The organism is Streptomyces sp. 840.1 (assembly GCF_003751445.1).
Lineage (GTDB): Bacteria > Actinomycetota > Actinomycetes > Streptomycetales > Streptomycetaceae > Streptomyces.
This window is the reverse complement of record NZ_RJUU01000004.1, coordinates 186,433-202,935: the sequence shown is the minus strand read 5'-3', so window position 1 is coordinate 202,935 and position 16,503 is coordinate 186,433. Positions and strand designations below refer to the sequence as shown.

Here is a 16,503-nt window from a genome sequence, read left to right as displayed (position 1 = left end):
TGGACACCAGCACCAACGGCACCTCCTGGACCACCCCCCAGAAGTTCCCCGCCCACGGCAGCCTCGAAGGCCCCAGCCTGGCAGTCTTCAAGGACAAGCTGTACTGCGTCCACCGCGGCGCCCACGACCAGGACATACCGCACCTAACCGGGCCCCGTTGGTCTCTACAGGTACCAGCCACCGACCGTAAGGACCTTCGACCCCATGCGCTTCACTGCTGCGCTGCTCGCTGCCACCGCCCTAGCCGCCATCGGCGCCGGCACCGCCCAAGCCGACGACGGGCCCGACCCCACGTAGGGGATTTCTACCGCCCTCCTCGACACCTACCCGACCGACGCCACCGGGCTCCTGCCGAGGGAGGGTCTCGGGTACGACGTCACCACCCTCATGACCGCGGCGGAGGTGGCCAGGATGGCCAACCTCCTGAGCCCGGTGTCCCCGAGCGGCAAGCTCTAGATGGACGGCTGACCGTCGCAGCGGCTGGGACTGGGTGCTGTAGGTGGCCCAACCCGCCAAGTGGGCGCTCATCGACCACCGAACGGACGCAGCTCCAGGCGTGCCGAGGGCTTCGCCCCGGCGAGTGGTACCTGGGCCGGGTTCCGCTGCCGGCCTTCGCCCGGCCTGTCGACCCTCCCACGGATACCGGCTGGTGTCCCGGTAGCGTCCGTTCCATGGTCGCCCTCGATACGCTTGTCCGCCTCTGCCCGCCGCCCGCCAATCCGCCACCTGCGGTGGACTGGGCGCAAGCCGAGCGCACCCTCGGTCTGGCTCTGCCCGCCGACTACAAGCAGCTCGTCGAGACATACGGCGACGGCATCTTTGACGAGACGATCTGGCTGCTCGTCCCCGACTCCGCCTACGACGACTGTGACCTGCACGCGCAGACGACGGAACGGCACGAGATCCTGGCCGACCTGTGGGAGTTCGAGGACAAGCCCACTGGCCTGCAGGAGGCGGGGGCGAGGGTCCTGCCGTGGGCATTCGAGGAGGGCACGGGAGCGTTCCTGTACTGGCTCGCGCGGCCCGGTCAGCACCCCGACGACTGGACCATCCTCTACAACGAGGGGCGCGGCCCCCTATGGGAGCGCCACGACATGGGGTGCGTCGCCTTCCTCCTGGCAGTGCTCACTGAAACGGCAGAAACAGAGTACTTCGGCTACCTCTACGAAGTGCTGAAGCCGAGGGAGCACCGCTTCGCAACGTCCGACCAGACCCTTGGAACGACCGGGCAGTGACCCCGTCGGCCGCTCGCGACGACCTGGCTCGCCGCTGACGCACCCCACTGAGCGCCTATTTGGCCAGGCCGGCCAAGGAGGCGCTCAGTCGCAGCTGTTGTGACTGAGCGCGATAGGTGGTCCTTGAGCACGCTTGTTGGCCCATGTGTGCGGCAGGTGGCCCACGGCCCGAGCGGGCCCTGACCGGTAGGTCCCCGTGGACCGCCGAGAGACCCCGTCTACCCTGACCGCATGCTTGATGAGGGGGACTTCCGGGCCGGTGACGTGCTGTCGGTCGCGTGCCCCTTCACCGTTACTACGGTCGAGCAGGGTGTCACGTGGGACCACGTGTCGGTGCGGTGGCCGTGGTGGGACATCGACACCAGCAACGAGTTCGCGCACTGGAACGGGATCGTCGCCCTCGGCGTGGGCAGCGGCGGGAGCATTGCGTCTGAGGTGGAACCTGAGCTGTTCCGGACGGACCCTCCGGCCGAACAGCTGAAAGCCGGAGACGTCTGCCGGGTCGGCGTGCCGCCCACCGTGGTGCACGTAACGGTCGTCGACCACCACGACCCCCCGCTGGAGACGGCCTGGCTGCCGCATCCCACCCAGACCGTGACCGTGCTGCGCCGAGGTCTGTCCTACCGCGAGTTCCCAGATGAGAGCCATCTCGATGGCTCGGGGTACACCATCCACCCCGGCGACGGGATCCCCTTCACCTTCCACCTGCTGATGCGTCCATACGCATATCTCCAGGCGGGCGACGAAGTCGCCGACATCGCCGGCCGGGCATGGCGATTCGACGGCCCCTGGGACTGGACTGCCTTCGACGAAGAGCCGGCCGGCGAGGGCCCCGCTTGGCCGCTCGCCCTGCTCACCCGAGCAGGGACGCCGTGCTCCGTCGACGCCGCTGAAAAAGTGGCTGCAAGCACGGCGAGCGGCTCACACCAAGAGACGGTCCGAAACTGGATGGCACTCACCGAGGCCTCGCCCACACCCTGACCTTCCGGAACGTCCGCGGGATCCTCCCGTGGTGAGCCCCGAGCGGCTCGCGCCCAGGGGGAAGGTTTCGCCGGGTGCGTGGGCGGTGTAGCCGGCCCGGGTGGCGGCGAGGTCGCGGTCGACCTCGTACGAGCCGTACGGCAGGAAGTAGCCGAGCTCATGGTGGACCTGCCAGGTCCGCTTGAGGAGGGTGGCGGCGATGTCTTGGCCGCGGGCGTGTTCGGCGACGGCCAGCACGGAGAGGCGGCCGGGGTACGAACATCCCGGCCGCCTCGAACCGGAGGCGTTCTGGCCTTCGGGGTATTCCTTCCGGTTCCCGGTCAGGCCTTGATGTTCACGACCGACATGTCGTACGGGTAGCCGGAGGAACCGCAGTTGAGCGTGGCGGCCTGCTCCGTGCCACCGCTACGACGGCCGGGGGTGCCCTTGTACGGGCCGTTGACGCCTCCCGCGCCACCGCACCACGCCTGGACGTTCCACGTTCCGTTGCCCGAGTTGCACCAACCCACAGCGACGTGACTGTTGGTGGTCGACACGTAAGCGCTGCAGCCACTCGGTCCGATGGCCGCCTGTGCCGACGGAGCGACACCGAACGTCAGGCCGGCGGCCAGCAGACCGATCGCCGACGCGGTGGTGCTGAACTTCTTGACCGTGCTGATCATGCACTCTCCCCATTCGTATCAACTTTCCGACATGGAAGAATAGTTTGTCGTGATCATGACGTACGTCCTCCCTGAAGAGGATCAGACTCGCCCCCAAGACCTATTGACATGTACCGGGCGCTAGTCGCTGCTGCTGCCGTGAACAAAACCATGGTGGGCGTGGTCGAAGAGCCCGAGCTGGCCAACCTGCCCAACCCGCACGTGGCAGCCCGCAGGACCCTGCACCACATCGACAACAACCCGCGCCTGGCGACCCTGGCCGCCGAACAGCTGCACGCGGCCGCCGCCGCCCTCGTGACCCGCGGCCAGCTGCTCAGCGTGTCCGAGAAGAAGGAGGGCGACTACGAGTTCGACGGCCGTGTCCGGCGCCTCACCGAGGGCCTGGCCCTCCTCAGCGCCAACCCCGACCACCTCGCCGGGGCCTGCGCCCAGCTCGCCGCCCTGGACCAGCCGGCCGTCGTCTCCCCCACACCGAGCCCGACCGGATCCGCATCGTCGACGAAAGCCTCCTGCGCTCCGAGGTCTACCGGGCCCTGGTCAAGTCCCGACACCACACCCTTCAGCACCTGCGCCAGATCCCCGCCGATGAGGTCCTCACCCGCCACGAATCCGAGATCGCTCTGAAGATCCTGCTGGAGCACTGCGGGCGCAGCACCGGCCGGTGGGAGGCACTCGCCACCGCCATGACCTTCGACTACGACGACGAGAAGATCACCTTCGGTCAGGTCCCTTACTCCCTGGACGGCACACCCAACCAGGCGCGCACGTCCTGAGCGGACTGCGTCAGGCTTCGGGCGCCCGCACGTCCGAGTGAACCCGTCACGGTGTCACCGACCTGGCCCGGTCACCAGCTGAATGATGGGCCATGGCCCGAGGCGGGCCACGTATCCGGTCGCGGCGACGGTGCCGGCGAGGTCGCTGCCTTGTCCGGAGGGGAACGTCGCGGGGAACCGCTCGTGCAGGGCCCCGGTACGGATCTTGGCCTCGCCCTGGTTGATCCCGGCGGCCCGCACCTGTACCAGCACGTCGCGTGGGCCCAGCGGACGCGGTTCGACGTCCTCGACGCCGAGCACGTCGATGTCTCCGTAGCGGCGGAAACGTACGGCTTTCACGGGCGTCCCTCCGGCCGGATATGGCCGTTGATGAAGGCGGCGACCTGGTCGAGGGCCTGCGTCGCTTCTTCGACGAGCGGGGCGAAGCCCTGGAAGACGTGCGGCGCTCCGGGGAAGGTCCGCAGGGTGACCGGGACGTCGGCGTGGGCGGCCCGTGCGGCCAGCCGCAGGGCGTCGTCGAGCAGGATCTCCCGGCCGCCGGCCTGGATCAGCAGCGGTGGCAGTCCGCGCAGATCGGCATGGAGCGGGCTGGCCAGCGGGGTGCGTGGATCCGCCCCGGCGAGGTAGTCGGCGGCCCTGGTCTGAAGGGCCCGGCGGGTGAGCGCCGGATCCGCGTCGGCCCGGGTGGTCATGGTGCCGCCTGACTGGGTGAGGTCAGTCCATGGGGACAGGACGGTCGCGGACGACGGCTGCGGCAGCCCCGCGTCCCGGATCGCCAGCAGCAGGGCGAGGGCGAGGCCGCCGCCGGCCGACTCGCCGGTGACCGCGGTCGAGCCGGCCGGGACGCCTCGGTCGAGCAGCGCCCGGTAGGCGGCCAGTGCGTCGTCCACCGCGGCCGGGAAGGGATGTTCGGGGGCGAGCCGGTAGTCGACGGACAGTGCGGTGGCCGCGGTCCGCCGGGCGATCTCGGAGACCAGGCCGACGCTGGCGGCGGCGGAGCCGATCGCATAGGCGCCGCCGTGGAAGTACAGCACGGTGGCGGCCGTCGGCGCGGCGGCGCCGGCGCGCACCTCGACGGCGGGTACCCCGCCCAGGTCGGTGGTCCGGGTGCGGACGTCGCCGGGCAGCGGCGCGGCGCCGAGTATCTCGTCGAAGACGCGGCGCATCTTCGCCACGTCGCCGCCCAGGTCCAGCGGCGAGTTCAGCAAGAGATCGGAGACGGAGTCCAGCTGACTGCGGGTCATGTCGTCGTTTCCTTACGAGGGGAGGTGATGCGATCGGTGACAGAACGGGTGCGGACGGCCTACGCTCGGGTGACGTGCAGGACATCCTCGAAGCCCATGCGCCGCACGAAGTCCGTGCGAGCCTTGAGCACCGCGGAGTTGGCCTGCTCGACCAGGGAGTTGGTCAGGTCCACCACGCTGCGGAAAGGGCGCTCGCCGAAGGGCAGGGACAGGATCCTGGTGATCTCCTTGGCCACGACCGAGGGGTCTGCCTGCATGCCCGGGGCGAACAAGCCTTCCGTGGCCTGCTCGTTGCGGGCGACCAGCGGGTCCAGGGCCCGGTAGCCGGCGGTGACACCGGTGGCATCCGCGGGCCGTCCTGCGCTGGGGAAGTGGTTGGTGCCGTGGGTGAAGGCTCCCGGCATGACGATCACCGTCTCGATGCCGAGCGGGGCCACCTCGTAGGAGGTCACCAGGGCCAGTGCGTCCATCGCCGCCTTCGACACCACGTACGGACCGAGGAACGGCGGGGTGGTCACCGGGATGGTGCTGCCCACGTAGAGGAGGGTGCCGCTGCCCTGCCCGCGCAGGTGCGGCAGCGCGGCGCGGTTGAGCCGTTGGACGCCGAGGGTGTTGACGTCGACCAGGTGGGCGATCTCCTCGGCGGTGAAGGCCTCGACGTAGCCGGTGACCAGGTGCCCGGCGTTGTGGATGACGACGTCGAGCGCTCCCGCGTTCTCGAGCACGGCCGCCACCGCGCTGTCGGCGGACTCCTGGGAGGTGACGTCGAGTTCGATCACGTGCAGGTCGAGGCGTTCGGCCGCGGCCAGGCGGTGCAGGTCCTCGGCGCGGGCGGCGTTGCGGCCGCCGGGGGCCCGCATCGAGGCGTAGACGCGGTGGCCGGCCCGTGCCAGGGCTCGCGCGGTGAGGTTGCCAATACCGGTGGCGGCGCCCGTGATGAGCACAGTCGACATGGTGGGTCTCCTGTCGGAGGGGTGAAGGGGAGGAACGGAGAGGGAGAAGAGAGGCGGAAGGGGTGGCGAGGGTCAGGCGATGCCGCCGTTGCTGTACAGCACCTGGCCGTTGACCCAGCGGCCGGCGGACCCGGCCAGAAAGGCGACGGCCTCGGCGATGTCCTCGGGTGTGCCGAGCCGCTCCAGGGGTGCGGCGGCGGCGATCCGGGCGATCAGCTCCTCGCTCTTGCCCTCGGCGAAAAGCGGTGTCGCGGTCGGTCCGGGGGCCACCGCGTTGACGGTGACGTCCCGGCCGCGCAGTTCGCGTGCCAGGATCAGGGTCATGGCCTCGACCGCGCCCTTGGTCGCCGCGTATCCGCCGTAGCCGGGCTGCTGGAGCCGGGTCACCGAGGTGGAGAAGTTGATCAGCGCGCCGCCGGGGCGCAGCCTGTGGGCCGCGAGCCGGGAGACCACGAAGGTGCCGCGGACGTTGACCCGGTGCATCCGGTCGAAGGCTTCCAGCTCCATCTCGGCGAGCGGGGCCAGCAGCATAATCCCCGCGGTGTTGACGACCACGTCGACGCCGCCGAAACGTTCCTCGACGGCGTCGAAGAGCCCGGTCATCTCCGCCGGTTCGGCGACGTCGCCGGGCAGGGCCACCGCCGTGCCGCCGGCTGCGATCACCGACTCGACGACCGCCTCGGCCTTCGTCGCGCTACCCGCGTAGTGGACGACGACTGCCATGCCGTCCGCAGCCAGCCGGTGCGCGACCGCGCCCCCGATTCCGCCCGAGCCGCCGGTCACCACAGCCACCCGGGGCCGGCTGGTTCCGTGCTGCAATACCGCGCCGTTCATCACTGCTCCTGATCCGGCGTCCGGACGGACGCCTGGCACCGTGTGGTTCGCGGGCGGTCCGCCCGGCGACTGGATCAACCCTCCGCCGCCTGCAACTATTTGTCCAATGCATCGTCAGGATATAGATTATTCACATGACGCATATCGAACGGGTCGACCTCAATCTGCTGGCTCCGCTGGCCGCGCTGCTGGAGGAGCGGCATGTCTCGCGCGCCGCCGAAGTCGCCGGAATGAGCCAGCCTGCGATGAGCAGGGCCCTGCAGCGGCTGCGGGACACCCTCGGCGACGAGCTGCTGGTGCGCACGCCGGGCGGGTACCGCCTCACCCCGCGCGCCGAGCGCCTCCAGCGTCAGCTGCGGGCAGTCCTGCCGCGGCTGGAGAGCCTGTTCGCCCCGGAAGGGTTCGACCCCGCCGAGGCCGCCGAGACCTTTCGGGTCGCGGGGACCGACTTCACCCAGGTGTTCGCGCCCGCGGTCTTCCAGCGTGTGTTCCGGGAGTCGCCGCGCTCCACGCTGCACTTCCGCACCTGGCACGACGCCATCTACGAGGACCTCGACCGGGGGGTCGTCGACCTGGTGTTCTTCGCCAGATCAACGCCACTCCCCGCCCTGCGCACCGAACTTCTCCTCGAGGACCGGTTCGTCTGCGTACTCTCCGCCGACCACCCGCTCGCCGAACGTCCGGCGATCGCCCTGGAGGAGTACTTGGGCGCCACCCATGTCATCGTCGGCACCATCGGCGAGCGGCAGACCGCGATCGAGCAACGCCTGGAAGACCTCGGAGAGCACCGCCGGGCCGGGCTGACCGTCCCCTACCATTCGCTGGCCCTGCGCTCGGTCCCGGGCACCCGGCTGATCCTCACACTGCCCGCGCGGCTACTCGCGGAGCAACGCCCGGATCCCGGCATCCGAATCCTGCCCGCTCCCGAGGAAATCCGCCCACTGGGCTACCTGATGGCCTGGCACCCCCGGCTCGACGGCGACCTGGGGCAGCGCTGGCTCCGGAACGCCATCCGCGCCGTCACCTCCGAACTGCCGGAGCCGACCCAGCACTAGCAACTGGTTCCTGCTCCCCTGCGTGGTGCGGCGTTGGGCCGTGGAGCAGTACGACGCCGCGCTGGTGGCGGACCACGACCAGCTGGTAGCGACTGGAGCACCAGCTCGGCTCCGCGCTCCCTTCCCTCAGCAGCAACGAACGCGCCCAGGTGCCGGTCCAGGTCGACCGGTCCACGGCCGGTGACGAGCCGCTCCTGACCTCCCTGCTGGCAGCGGGGGACCTGCTCTTCGCCTACCAGTACTACCGGCACGTCCTTACTGCCCTCGGTCTGGATGCCCCGGACGATGACGAAGACCTGCGGGACGTCGTCGAAGCCGACGCCGAACAGGTCTTCACCGACTGGCGCTTCCGCTGAAACCGGCCGGACGCAGTGCAAGAGCTCACCAGGCCTGACGCAGCACGGGAGAGGCCGCGGTGGTCGACGGGGAGCACAGCAAGCTGCTGAAGCAGGCCGCCCGGGTCTCCTCCGTCGATCTGCTGTGCCATCGCGACATCTGGGAGTTCATCACCGCTCACGCCGGACGTCACCAGCACTTCCGCGTGCCGCCGCAGGGGGCCGACGCGGGCGCCGAGCGGATCAGGGCGGCGGTCTCCGGACGGTCCCTGATCGCCCTGCTGATCATGATCAGCCTGCACGCCGTACAGATCCAGGAGATCGACGCCGAGACCGTACGGCGTTCGCAGTCAATGCTGTGACGCGTCGCCGCCACTCATGCCGGGAGGAGCACCATGGAACCCCTGATCACCCTGGTCGTCGTGGCCGGCTTCACCTTTGCGGTGAACGCCCTGTGGCTCCGCCGCGCCCGGAGCCTCGAACTCGCCCTGCGCGCGGGGCTCTGCGCGATGTTCCTGCTGACGGGAACCGTCCACTTCGCCGGCATGCGCGCCGAGCTCATCGTCATGGTGCCGAGCGGGCTGCCCCGCCCGGAACTGCTCGTCACGGCAAGCGGTGTGCTCGAACTCGGCGGTGGCGCTGGGCGTGTTGGCTCCGCGTCTCGTTCCCTGGGCGGGGCTCGGGCTGAGCGCTCTCCTCGTAGCCGTGTTCCCCGCCAACGTGGCGTGGGCGCTCTCCGAGCCGGGCCTTTCGTGGTGGGACCAGCTGCTCCCCCGCACCGTCACGCAGGTTCTGTTCCTGGCGGCGACGCTCACCCTGGTCCGGCTGACGTGGCGCCGGCCGATGCGGCGCGGTGGCCTGTCATGTCCGAGCCGTAATGCCGCTTCCGGCCGGGCTGGTCCGTCGCAGCACCGCCCGGATCATAGCCGTCGTCACCCTCGAACTCGCCGCCTGACCAAGATGGAAGAGGCTCAGTGCGACAACCGGGCCCATCTCCGGAATCAGTACCCCTGGCCGACCAGGAAGGAGTCGAAGTCGAGAGCGAATGAGCGGGCTTCGGCCACGTGGCCCTCGTTGGTCCCGTCGACCAGCGCGAAGATGCAGATGCCCTGCCGGGTCCGTACCACCCACATGCTTCGGTTCCCCTCACGAAGCAGCACCAGGTCGAGTTCGGTACCGGTCACCGCATCCGTGACCTGCTCCAGGCTTTCACGGCGCCACACGACCTCGCCGAGGCGGAGGAGCGGAGGAGGTGCGTTCTCTTCGCCGGCCGTCCACAGGGCTTCGAGGCGGGAGGGGTCGAAAGCGTCTGAGCCCGGTTGTGCACCGGTCCCACCGGCGGGGGCGAAGTGCGGTCGGCCGTTCTCGCCGTCGCGGCCGGCCACGGCGAAGAATCCCGATTCGGCCGAGTAGACCGCCGCTGCCCGTACGGCAGGGAGTTCTTCACCGAGCGCGAAGTGGGTTGTGAGTACATCGGCCCATTGCTCCGTCACAGGAGACATAGATAGTGACCTTCCGTCGGCGTCGCTTCGGTTCACCGGCCCGTTCGGTTGACGTACCTGTCCGGGTCGCCGCCGGGGCGGGTCGGGCGACCCGCCACTGCGGCGTAGCCTCTCCTGCCCGTCAATACGCAGATCAGACGGGGCGAGCGGAAGACCGACCCGTGAGGTACCTCTCCCGCCCGTCACGCCTCCTACTGGCCGGGCAGCATCGCGCGTGCGGACTCGGCGGCGGAGCTCACTGCCCGGCCGGCGCCGCCGGCGGCATCGGACGCGCTCGCGCCCACCGTTTCGATCGCCGATTGCAACTGTCCGCCTGCCTTGGCCGTGGCTCTGTGGGCCTTCTTCCGGCTGGCGTGCGCCGCTGTACGAGCGCGGTAGGCCGCCGACGGTTTGCCGTGGGCATCGGCAGCGGCGAGCAGTAGCGCGCCGAACAGGCCGACGCGCCGGGCGAAGTGGAACTGTTGGTCCTTACGCAGTTCCGGGTCCTTCTCCTTCCACCACGCATGCTCGGCCAGGGTGGTCGGCACGAGGCTCGCGGCCAGGACGAGTGAGGCGGATCGAGGGAAGCGGCCCAGCGCGAGCGCTCCGCCCGCGACGATCTGGACTGCGGCGTTGAGCCGGACCAGTGTCAGCGGGTCGTCAACGGTGACGCCGAGCTGCTGCGCTCGGAGGGCAGTGCCGGTCGCGAGGGGGCGTGGGCTGCGCAGCGCGTGCTCCGCCTCGGCGATGAACGGGGTGGCCAGCAGCGGGCGGGCGATTCTTCTCAGTACAGCCATGCGTCTTCGTCTGCCCGTCGAAACAAGCGGCATACGTGGCCATACGGCATCGGCTTCCAGGAACGGTACATGCGGGCATGCCCGCGCGCGTGGGCGCCCTTATTGGCCTCGGGCTTTCATAAGGAATCCGATGGCGGCGTCGGCCGCCCCACGCGTGCGCGGTTCAGGCAGCCGGGGCCGACGCGGCGGGGACGGCGGTGGGCCTCGACCCGGCCGGTACCAGGAAGTCGCGGTACTCGCTGACCTCGCCCTGCGCGTCGAAGCGGAACTCCGCAATCAGGCCACGTGCGACGGGGCCGTCAGGGAGCGTGATGCGGGCGGTCACCCGGTCGTTCTCCGCGACCAGCGACTCGTAGCGCGCCCCGTGGTGGCCGGCGGCGAGCAGGGCTCGGGCCAGGGCCTTGTTGCGCTCCTGGACGGCCTGCGTGCTCAGCAGCCGGGACAGGGCTCCGCACACGGAGTCATGTGGTGTTGCGTCCATTCCAGGACCTCCCGTCCCCGCGGCGCACCACCGCGGGCACCGCTCCCCGACCGTGTCACACGGGGGTCGAGTGCCGATCCAGCGCCGGTACAGCCCTGGCAACGCTCTTCCCGGAGTGTCTCCGTGATCCGCCGTACCGGTCGCGGGGACACCTCCGGATGTACGCGGCGGCTCAGGAGCCGGCCGGGACTATCTCCGCAGTGCCCTGCGATCGGCTGGTCTTCTCCCCCACCTCGCCCGGCGCGACCGTACGCGGGTCGACCGCCTCGAGGGGCGAGCCGACCTTGTAGGGGCACTCGGGGTCGTCGGGCCGGTTGGGGCGGTCGTGCGGCAGCAGGTAGAACGTACGGCGGGCGAACAGTCCGCTGTCCGCGCTTCGGGGCGCCTTCGGGGCGAGGTTCGTGTAGCCGATGAGACGGCCGTCACGCTCGTACCGTGGCTTGCCCTTGCGCGTGTTGACCTTGTCCAGGGCCTGACGTACGTAGTCGAGGCCCTTCGGATCCTCGAGCCACACGATCTCGACTTCCTGGGCAACATCGCCTTCCTGGGGCAGCGCGCTCATCGGCCCTCCTGCGTGTGGGTGGCCGCGGGTCGGCCTGGCGGTGTGTCGTTCAAAGTGCTCGTGCCCGGTCCGGCGGTGCGGAACCGTCCGGGGCAACCGCCCCTATCGTACGGTCGCCCGGCAGGGGCAGGCAGGGCGCATGACGCTGCTGTCATCGAGCGCCCCCTCCATAAGCGCCGTCGGGGAGCAGCGCGAGACCCGGGTAGAGCTTGGTCGCGTTATTCTTGATCATTTCGGCGGGTGAGGCCAGACCCAGTTCCTGGCGGATGCGGCCGGCGAAGGCGCGCGGCGTGGAGGAGCGGATGCCCTCGTCCGAACACCATCGGCCGTAGGCCTCGTACAGCAGCTTCTGTTCGACGCGCAGGTCGCGGTCTTTCTCGCCCTTGGTGCAGCGTTCGGTGAGGAAGCGCCCGATGTGGTCCTCGGTGGTCTCGTACGCGGCTGTCGCGACCCGTACGGATGCGGGACCGGTGAGCGGGTCCCGGGTGGCCAGGTAGCGCTGGGCGCCTTCGATGAGCCACTGCAGAATGCCGGGGCCCTCGTCGGCGACGAGTTCGGCGGCGAGGTTGTCGATCTTGCGCTCGTCGGGAACACGCCGTTCGAAGGGGATGATGCGCATGCGGCGCCAGAACGCGTGCCCGCCCGTGCCGACCTCCGGGCGGTGGTTGCCGAGCAGCCACAGTTTGTGGGTGGGCGTGAAGGTGAAGAAGTTCTGCCGCATGCGGCGGGCGGTGATGGTGTCGCCGCCGGTGAGGAGCTTGACGCGAGCCTCGTTGAACTTGTCGTTGGGCTTGAGCTCGCTGCACACCACGATGCGCCGGCCGTGCAGTTCGGTCAGCTCGGTGGAGTGTTCGGTGAACTTGCCCTTCTCCATGAGGAATCCGGGCGGGGCGGCGTTCGCGTAGTCCCCCAGGATCTGGGTCATGACCTCCAGGAGGACGGACTTGCCGTTGGCGCCGGAGCCGTACAGGAACGGCAGGACCTGGGCGCCGACGTCGCCGGTGATGGAGTAGCCGAGCAGCAGGTGCAGGAAGCGCGTGGTCTCCAGGCCCTGGTCGTCGTCGCCGAAGGTGTCGCGCAGAAAGCTGTCCCACCTCGGGACCGGCGTCTTGAGCGGGGCGACGGTGGTGGCGCGCGAGTGCATGTCGGTGAGCGGGTTGGGCTTGCGCAGCAGTCCGGTGCGCAGGTCCACCACTCCGGAGGGGGTGCACAGGGCGTACATGTCGCCGTCGAGGACGTCGGGGTTCAGGCGCAGGCTCGGTGCTGCCTGCGCCTGGAACAGGAGGGCCTTGACTCCGGCGGTCGACTCCGAGTGGCGGCGGTGTGCGGCAAGCTGACGGTCCATGAAACGGCCGGTCGGGTCGTGGTCGGCGTACTGCTCGGCCATCTCTCCCGCAGCCCAGACAGCGGCCTCCTCGCCGCCGGTGAGTTTCCACCGGTACGTGTCCCAGGAGTGCCAGCCCATCCCGATGACGTACCGGAACCGGTCCCGGTACAGGCGCGCGAACAGCTTCGCGTTGCCTCGGTCGGTGAGGGCGGTCGGCAGTAGCCAGGTGGGCTCTGCGGGGTGCTGGGCGGGTGCCTCGTTCTGCTGGGCGGGGAGGGTGGGCTGCGGCAGGTCCAGATCGAGATCGAGGCTCTGCTGATGAATCTGCCTGGCTGCGGCTTCGGCATCGAAGCGTACGGGCTCGACGCTCATGAGCTTCCTCGCGGGTGGAGCGGGCGCTGGGCGCCGGCGGACAGAGCGGATTCGATGACCATGAGATTGCGGCGTTCCTGGTGCGGTCGGGCGGTACGGGCAGTCTCCGCAAGCAGGCTGCGCGCATCGGCCCCGGACAGGTGGCCGCCTTCGACAAGGCCACCTGCGGTGTAGGCGGCCCGGTTGAGTTTCTCGGTGAAGCTCGCTCCTTCGCTGACGGTTCGGCAGGCGGTGACTTCCGCGAGCAACGGCTCCAGGAGGCGTTCTGCTGCCCTTGTGGCGGGCCGCGAGCGGCGCATGGGGGCCGGGGCTCCTGATGGCGTGAGGGAGGGGCTGACGGCGCCTGGGACGTGCCCTGTGCGCTTCAGCTCGGCCGCCAGCCAGGCGGGCAGCGGGGCCGGTTCCCGGGCATCGCTCACGGGGGCGTAGTCGCCTGCGGTGGTTCTGACGCCGGGGGCCACGATGTAGCCGTTGTCCGCGCGGATGTCGACCTGCCAGGCCAGGGCCGTCCGCGGGCTGGAGCCGGTGGACGAGCGGTAGCGGGTCGCCGGGTGCGGGTTGCGGTACCAGATGTGCAGTCCGCCGGACGGGGTCCGCACGCGCAGTGTGGTCTCGTCGGCCGCCGGGTCCTGCTGGCCGCGAAGGGCGGCGAGCAGCGCCAGCGTGTCGAAGCCCGTGGCAAGGCCCGCCAGGTCCACCTGGGGACCGATCGGGATGCCCGGCAGCAGACGGGCTCTCTCGGGCACTTGGGCCGCGTGGGCGTCGACGTCCAGGATCACCAGGTCGGCGGGGCCGCACGAAACGCCCACCCCGAAGCGGGGCTGCGCGCTCCACCAGGCGTCGATGAGCCCGGGATCCGTGGTTGCCGCGTGGAAGCCGTGGCACCAGCGGCCCGCGTTTCTGCACGGGCAGGTTGCCGGGGCGTGGTGCCCTTTGCAGTCGGCGCAGTTGGCGGGCGGCGTCTTCTGTGCCGGGGCGAGCGGGTGTACCGGCCAGCCGGCTCGGGCGCACCAGCGCGCGATCGTGTGCCCGTCCGCCGGCCGCGAGGCAGCCGGCGGGGTGGCCGAGGCGTGGTCGGGCAACTTTTGGTCCTTGTCGGGCTCTTCGCGTGCGGTCTTGTCCCTCGCCTTCACAAACCCCCGCGCCGACGGGACTACGGGACTGAAGGGACTGAGCTTTCGAGTCAGCCGAGACAGAGCGTAGCCCACCCCGGAGGGGTGCAGGGGAGGGAGAACCGCGTGTCGCGAAAAATGAGTCCCGTCAGTCCCGTGCCTTTGCCCGGGGGGTCGGTGCCTCGCATTTCGTTCAGTCCCGTGAGGGGCTGAACGCTTCAGTCCCGTTCAGTAAAAGTGCAGGTCAGAGAAGTATCCCGCAAAGCAACGGGACTGACGGGGCTGGACCTCGTAGTTATCAGCTACAGAGAAAAAAGATGTCATGCGCGTGCGTACGCGTGTTCCTATATTTTCTTACACAGCTGATAACTACGAGGTCCAGCCCCGTCAGTCCCGTAGTTCTTCAGGAAAACGCTCTGACCTGCACTTTTGTGCGGGCCTGAACTGCGGGGCTGAACGGGGTGGGAGCGTCCGGTCCCGTTCAGCCCCGCGATGCCTTGTACCGGGACTCGGGGCCCCTTCGAGTGAGGCTCGGCCGTTCCCGGAGGGACCGGGAGGCTGCCCAGGGGCCGGCCGGAGAGGTACTCCCCCGGGCACCCGCTGTGAGCCCGCCTGAAGGGGCCAGGACGCAGCTGTGCGCCGCAACCCGGAGGACCCGGGTTGCGGCGCACAGCTGGACGGCGGAGGGCCTTCTCAGGCGTCTCTGCGCCCGGGGAGATACTGGTCGAGGACAACCGCCAGGAACTTGGTGTGGTCAGGAAGCCCGGCCTCGGTCACCAGACCGTCGATGACGGCACGCTGAGCCCTCGTCGGCTTGTACTGCAGCTGCACCGGACCGAGGCCCCGCAGGTCCGAGTTGTTCGTCGCCACGGCGAAGAGCTTGGACTGGAACTTGGGCGCCCGCCGTGCCTCCTCGACGACCTGCGTCAGCCCCTTCTCGACGGCGTCCTCCACAGCGAGGAACACGATCTGCGTATGGGTCAGGTCGCTCTGCTTGCGCAGCTTGCGGAAGCGGTTGGCCACGTTCGTCGACACGTAGAACCCGACAGGCTTGGCCGTGTCGGCATCGGAGACCGGCGATGCGGGCTCCTCGACGAGCTCCTGGGTGGGCCGTGGCACCACAGGAGGCCGCGGGACGGCCACCCCCGGCTGGGCGGCCGGTACGGCCTGCGTCGCGGGGCTCGGGGCTGCCGCCCAGCCGGCGAGCGCGCCGGACGGAGCGGCTGCCCCACCGGTGAACAGGTTGCCGACACCTTCGTCGGACATGCTCTGCTCATCGTCCTGGTCGGAGGTCTTCTTGTTCTTCGGCGGTGTCATGCCGCGGCATCCTTCCTGAGCTCCAGAGCCCTGGCGAACATCTCTTCGGTGAATCCTTCGTAGTCCGAGTCGAGCCCCACCACGGTCTCGGGGACCGAGCGATCGCCTGCCACACGCTGATCCGCCAACTCGTGTACGAGAAGGCCTCGTTTCCGTACCAGCCGAGCCACCGACTCGGTGTGGCCGATGAGGTGCTTGAACATGTGGGCTTCCTCGCCCAGCACCTTCTGCACCTGGCGTCGCACGTCGGCGTGGATGCTGCTGTAGTTCCGTCCGGTGTCGAACAGCAGTACGCCGAGCAGTGCGATGTGCGGATTGATGTGGCTGACGAACTTGACGTAGGAGAACTCCAGGCCGATCTGCGCGAGACCGTCCTCAGCGCCACCGTCGCTCTTGACCGGGATGACCAGCCACCGGGCGGCGGAGAGGGCGAGGCGCTGGAGCGAAGGGTTCTCCGGCGGGGTGTCGAGAATGATGATCTGGTACCGGTGCGCGATCGGCAGCAGACACATCAGAAGCCGCAGATACGCGTGCGGGCCTTCCTTGGCCAGAAGCGTGTGGAAGAAGATGCCGAACTCGTCGCCGAGCGCTGGGCCGCCCAGGACGACGTCGAGGTTCTCCCGCACGTTCTCGACCGGAGTCAGGGGCGCGCCGGTACGCAGCGCCTCGATGAGCCCCGCTCCCCCATCGTTCCAATCGGCCCGCTTGTACCCGAGCTCGCGCGCGATGTTGCCCTGAGCGTTGCAGTCGATGATGAGCGTGCGCAGTCCGCTGCGAGCGGCCTTGCCCGCAGCATTCGCGGAGACGGAGGACTTACCCACGCCTCCCTTGCCGTTGCCGAACATGAAGATGTGCGACAGCGACTCCCAGGGGATGCCGGCGAGCTGCGTGTCAGTGGCAGGCGCTTCGAAGGGACTGGCCATGGATCCTCTCACTCTTGTTAGGGCCCGCAATCGGGGTGTGAAACGCCCCTTTTGCTCTG

Annotated in this window: 18 protein-coding genes and 1 pseudogene; 6 read left to right on the top strand and 13 right to left on the bottom strand. The window is 69.5% G+C overall.

Annotated features, from left to right (window positions below; genetic code table 11):
• Positions 1 to 671 precede the first annotated feature (671 nt).
• Positions 672 to 1,235, top strand: a complete 564-nt coding sequence (locus EDD93_RS39335) for an SMI1/KNR4 family protein (RefSeq protein ID WP_260256170.1) — start codon at positions 672 to 674, stop codon at positions 1,233 to 1,235.
• A gap of 231 nt (positions 1,236 to 1,466) precedes the next feature.
• Positions 1,467 to 2,216 (top strand): hypothetical protein, encoded by a 750-nt coding sequence (locus EDD93_RS39330; protein ID WP_123531893.1) that lies wholly within the window; start codon positions 1,467 to 1,469, stop codon positions 2,214 to 2,216.
• Between the two features lie 320 nt (positions 2,217 to 2,536).
• On the opposite strand, the gene EDD93_RS39320 is transcribed toward EDD93_RS39330, so the two are convergent.
• Positions 2,537 to 2,878 carry a hypothetical protein gene (locus tag EDD93_RS39320; protein WP_123531891.1) on the bottom strand — a complete coding sequence of 114 codons (342 nt, stop codon included), beginning with the start codon at positions 2,876 to 2,878 and terminating at the stop codon, positions 2,537 to 2,539.
• Between the two features lie 138 nt (positions 2,879 to 3,016).
• On the opposite strand from EDD93_RS39320, the gene EDD93_RS39315 reads away from it, so the two are divergent.
• On the top strand, positions 3,017 to 3,502 hold the full coding sequence (locus tag EDD93_RS39315) for a hypothetical protein (RefSeq protein WP_260256169.1): 486 nt from the start codon (positions 3,017 to 3,019) through the stop codon (positions 3,500 to 3,502).
• A gap of 263 nt (positions 3,503 to 3,765) precedes the next feature.
• Here the strand turns inward: EDD93_RS39315 and EDD93_RS39310 are convergent.
• From EDD93_RS39310 to EDD93_RS39295, 4 genes and pseudogenes are all read right to left on the bottom strand, one after another.
• Positions 3,766 to 3,990 (bottom strand): annotated as a pseudogene (locus EDD93_RS39310) (alcohol dehydrogenase catalytic domain-containing protein); the annotation flags it as partial.
• Positions 3,987 to 4,895 (bottom strand): alpha/beta hydrolase, encoded by a 909-nt coding sequence (locus tag EDD93_RS39305; protein WP_123531889.1) that lies wholly within the window; start codon positions 4,893 to 4,895, stop codon positions 3,987 to 3,989. The gene EDD93_RS39305 and the pseudogene EDD93_RS39310, both read right to left, overlap by 4 nt.
• 59 nt (positions 4,896 to 4,954) lie before the next feature.
• Positions 4,955 to 5,848, bottom strand: a complete 894-nt coding sequence (locus tag EDD93_RS39300) for an SDR family oxidoreductase (RefSeq protein ID WP_123531887.1) — start codon at positions 5,846 to 5,848, stop codon at positions 4,955 to 4,957.
• Between the two features lie 72 nt (positions 5,849 to 5,920).
• Complete coding sequence (locus EDD93_RS39295; protein ID WP_185092677.1) at positions 5,921 to 6,682, bottom strand: SDR family oxidoreductase; 762 nt, start codon at positions 6,680 to 6,682, stop codon at positions 5,921 to 5,923.
• Between the two features lie 134 nt (positions 6,683 to 6,816).
• Here EDD93_RS39295 and EDD93_RS39290 point away from each other — a divergent pair, with 134 nt between their 5' ends.
• The 3 genes from EDD93_RS39290 to EDD93_RS39280 all read left to right on the top strand — a co-directional run bounded on the left by EDD93_RS39290 (position 6,817) and on the right by EDD93_RS39280 (position 8,434).
• Positions 6,817 to 7,737, top strand: coding sequence for a LysR family transcriptional regulator (locus EDD93_RS39290; protein WP_123531885.1), 921 nt, complete (start codon positions 6,817 to 6,819; stop codon positions 7,735 to 7,737).
• Positions 7,738 to 7,886: 149 nt separating this feature from the next.
• Positions 7,887 to 8,093 carry a hypothetical protein gene (locus tag EDD93_RS39285; RefSeq protein WP_123531883.1) on the top strand — a complete coding sequence of 69 codons (207 nt, stop codon included), beginning with the start codon at positions 7,887 to 7,889 and terminating at the stop codon, positions 8,091 to 8,093.
• 59 nt (positions 8,094 to 8,152) lie between these two features.
• Positions 8,153 to 8,434 (top strand): hypothetical protein, encoded by a 282-nt coding sequence (locus EDD93_RS39280; RefSeq protein ID WP_260256168.1) that lies wholly within the window; start codon positions 8,153 to 8,155, stop codon positions 8,432 to 8,434.
• 639 nt (positions 8,435 to 9,073) lie between these two features.
• On the opposite strand, the gene EDD93_RS39270 is transcribed toward EDD93_RS39280, so the two are convergent.
• The 8 genes from EDD93_RS39270 to EDD93_RS39235 all read right to left on the bottom strand — a co-directional run bounded on the left by EDD93_RS39270 (position 9,074) and on the right by EDD93_RS39235 (position 16,444).
• Complete coding sequence (locus EDD93_RS39270; protein WP_123531881.1) at positions 9,074 to 9,574, bottom strand: hypothetical protein; 501 nt, start codon at positions 9,572 to 9,574, stop codon at positions 9,074 to 9,076.
• 191 nt (positions 9,575 to 9,765) lie between these two features.
• A complete protein-coding gene (locus tag EDD93_RS39265; RefSeq protein WP_123531879.1) occupies positions 9,766 to 10,350 on the bottom strand; it encodes a DoxX family protein in 585 nt (194 codons plus the stop codon).
• A gap of 163 nt (positions 10,351 to 10,513) precedes the next feature.
• Positions 10,514 to 10,831, bottom strand: coding sequence for a hypothetical protein (locus EDD93_RS39260; RefSeq protein WP_148083937.1), 318 nt, complete (start codon positions 10,829 to 10,831; stop codon positions 10,514 to 10,516).
• A 172-nt stretch (positions 10,832 to 11,003) separates the two neighbouring features.
• Positions 11,004 to 11,393: a DUF6009 family protein gene (locus EDD93_RS39255; RefSeq protein WP_123531875.1), complete on the bottom strand. Its 390-nt coding sequence runs from the start codon at positions 11,391 to 11,393 to the stop codon at positions 11,004 to 11,006.
• 151 nt (positions 11,394 to 11,544) lie between these two features.
• The gene (locus EDD93_RS39250; RefSeq protein WP_123531873.1) at positions 11,545 to 13,092 is read right to left on the bottom strand and encodes a phage/plasmid primase, P4 family; all 1,548 of its coding nucleotides are present in this window, start codon (positions 13,090 to 13,092) and stop codon (positions 11,545 to 11,547) included.
• On the bottom strand, positions 13,089 to 14,174 hold the full coding sequence (locus EDD93_RS39245; RefSeq protein WP_398906693.1) for a bifunctional DNA primase/polymerase: 1,086 nt from the start codon (positions 14,172 to 14,174) through the stop codon (positions 13,089 to 13,091). The genes EDD93_RS39250 and EDD93_RS39245 overlap by 4 nt, the downstream gene beginning before the upstream one ends.
• Before the next feature lie 723 nt (positions 14,175 to 14,897).
• Positions 14,898 to 15,521 carry a hypothetical protein gene (locus tag EDD93_RS39240; protein ID WP_123531871.1) on the bottom strand — a complete coding sequence of 208 codons (624 nt, stop codon included), beginning with the start codon at positions 15,519 to 15,521 and terminating at the stop codon, positions 14,898 to 14,900.
• Positions 15,518 to 16,444 carry a ParA family protein gene (locus tag EDD93_RS39235; RefSeq protein WP_123531869.1) on the bottom strand — a complete coding sequence of 309 codons (927 nt, stop codon included), beginning with the start codon at positions 16,442 to 16,444 and terminating at the stop codon, positions 15,518 to 15,520. Before EDD93_RS39235 ends, EDD93_RS39240 begins: the two co-directional genes overlap by 4 nt.
• Positions 16,445 to 16,503: the final 59 nt, after the last annotated feature.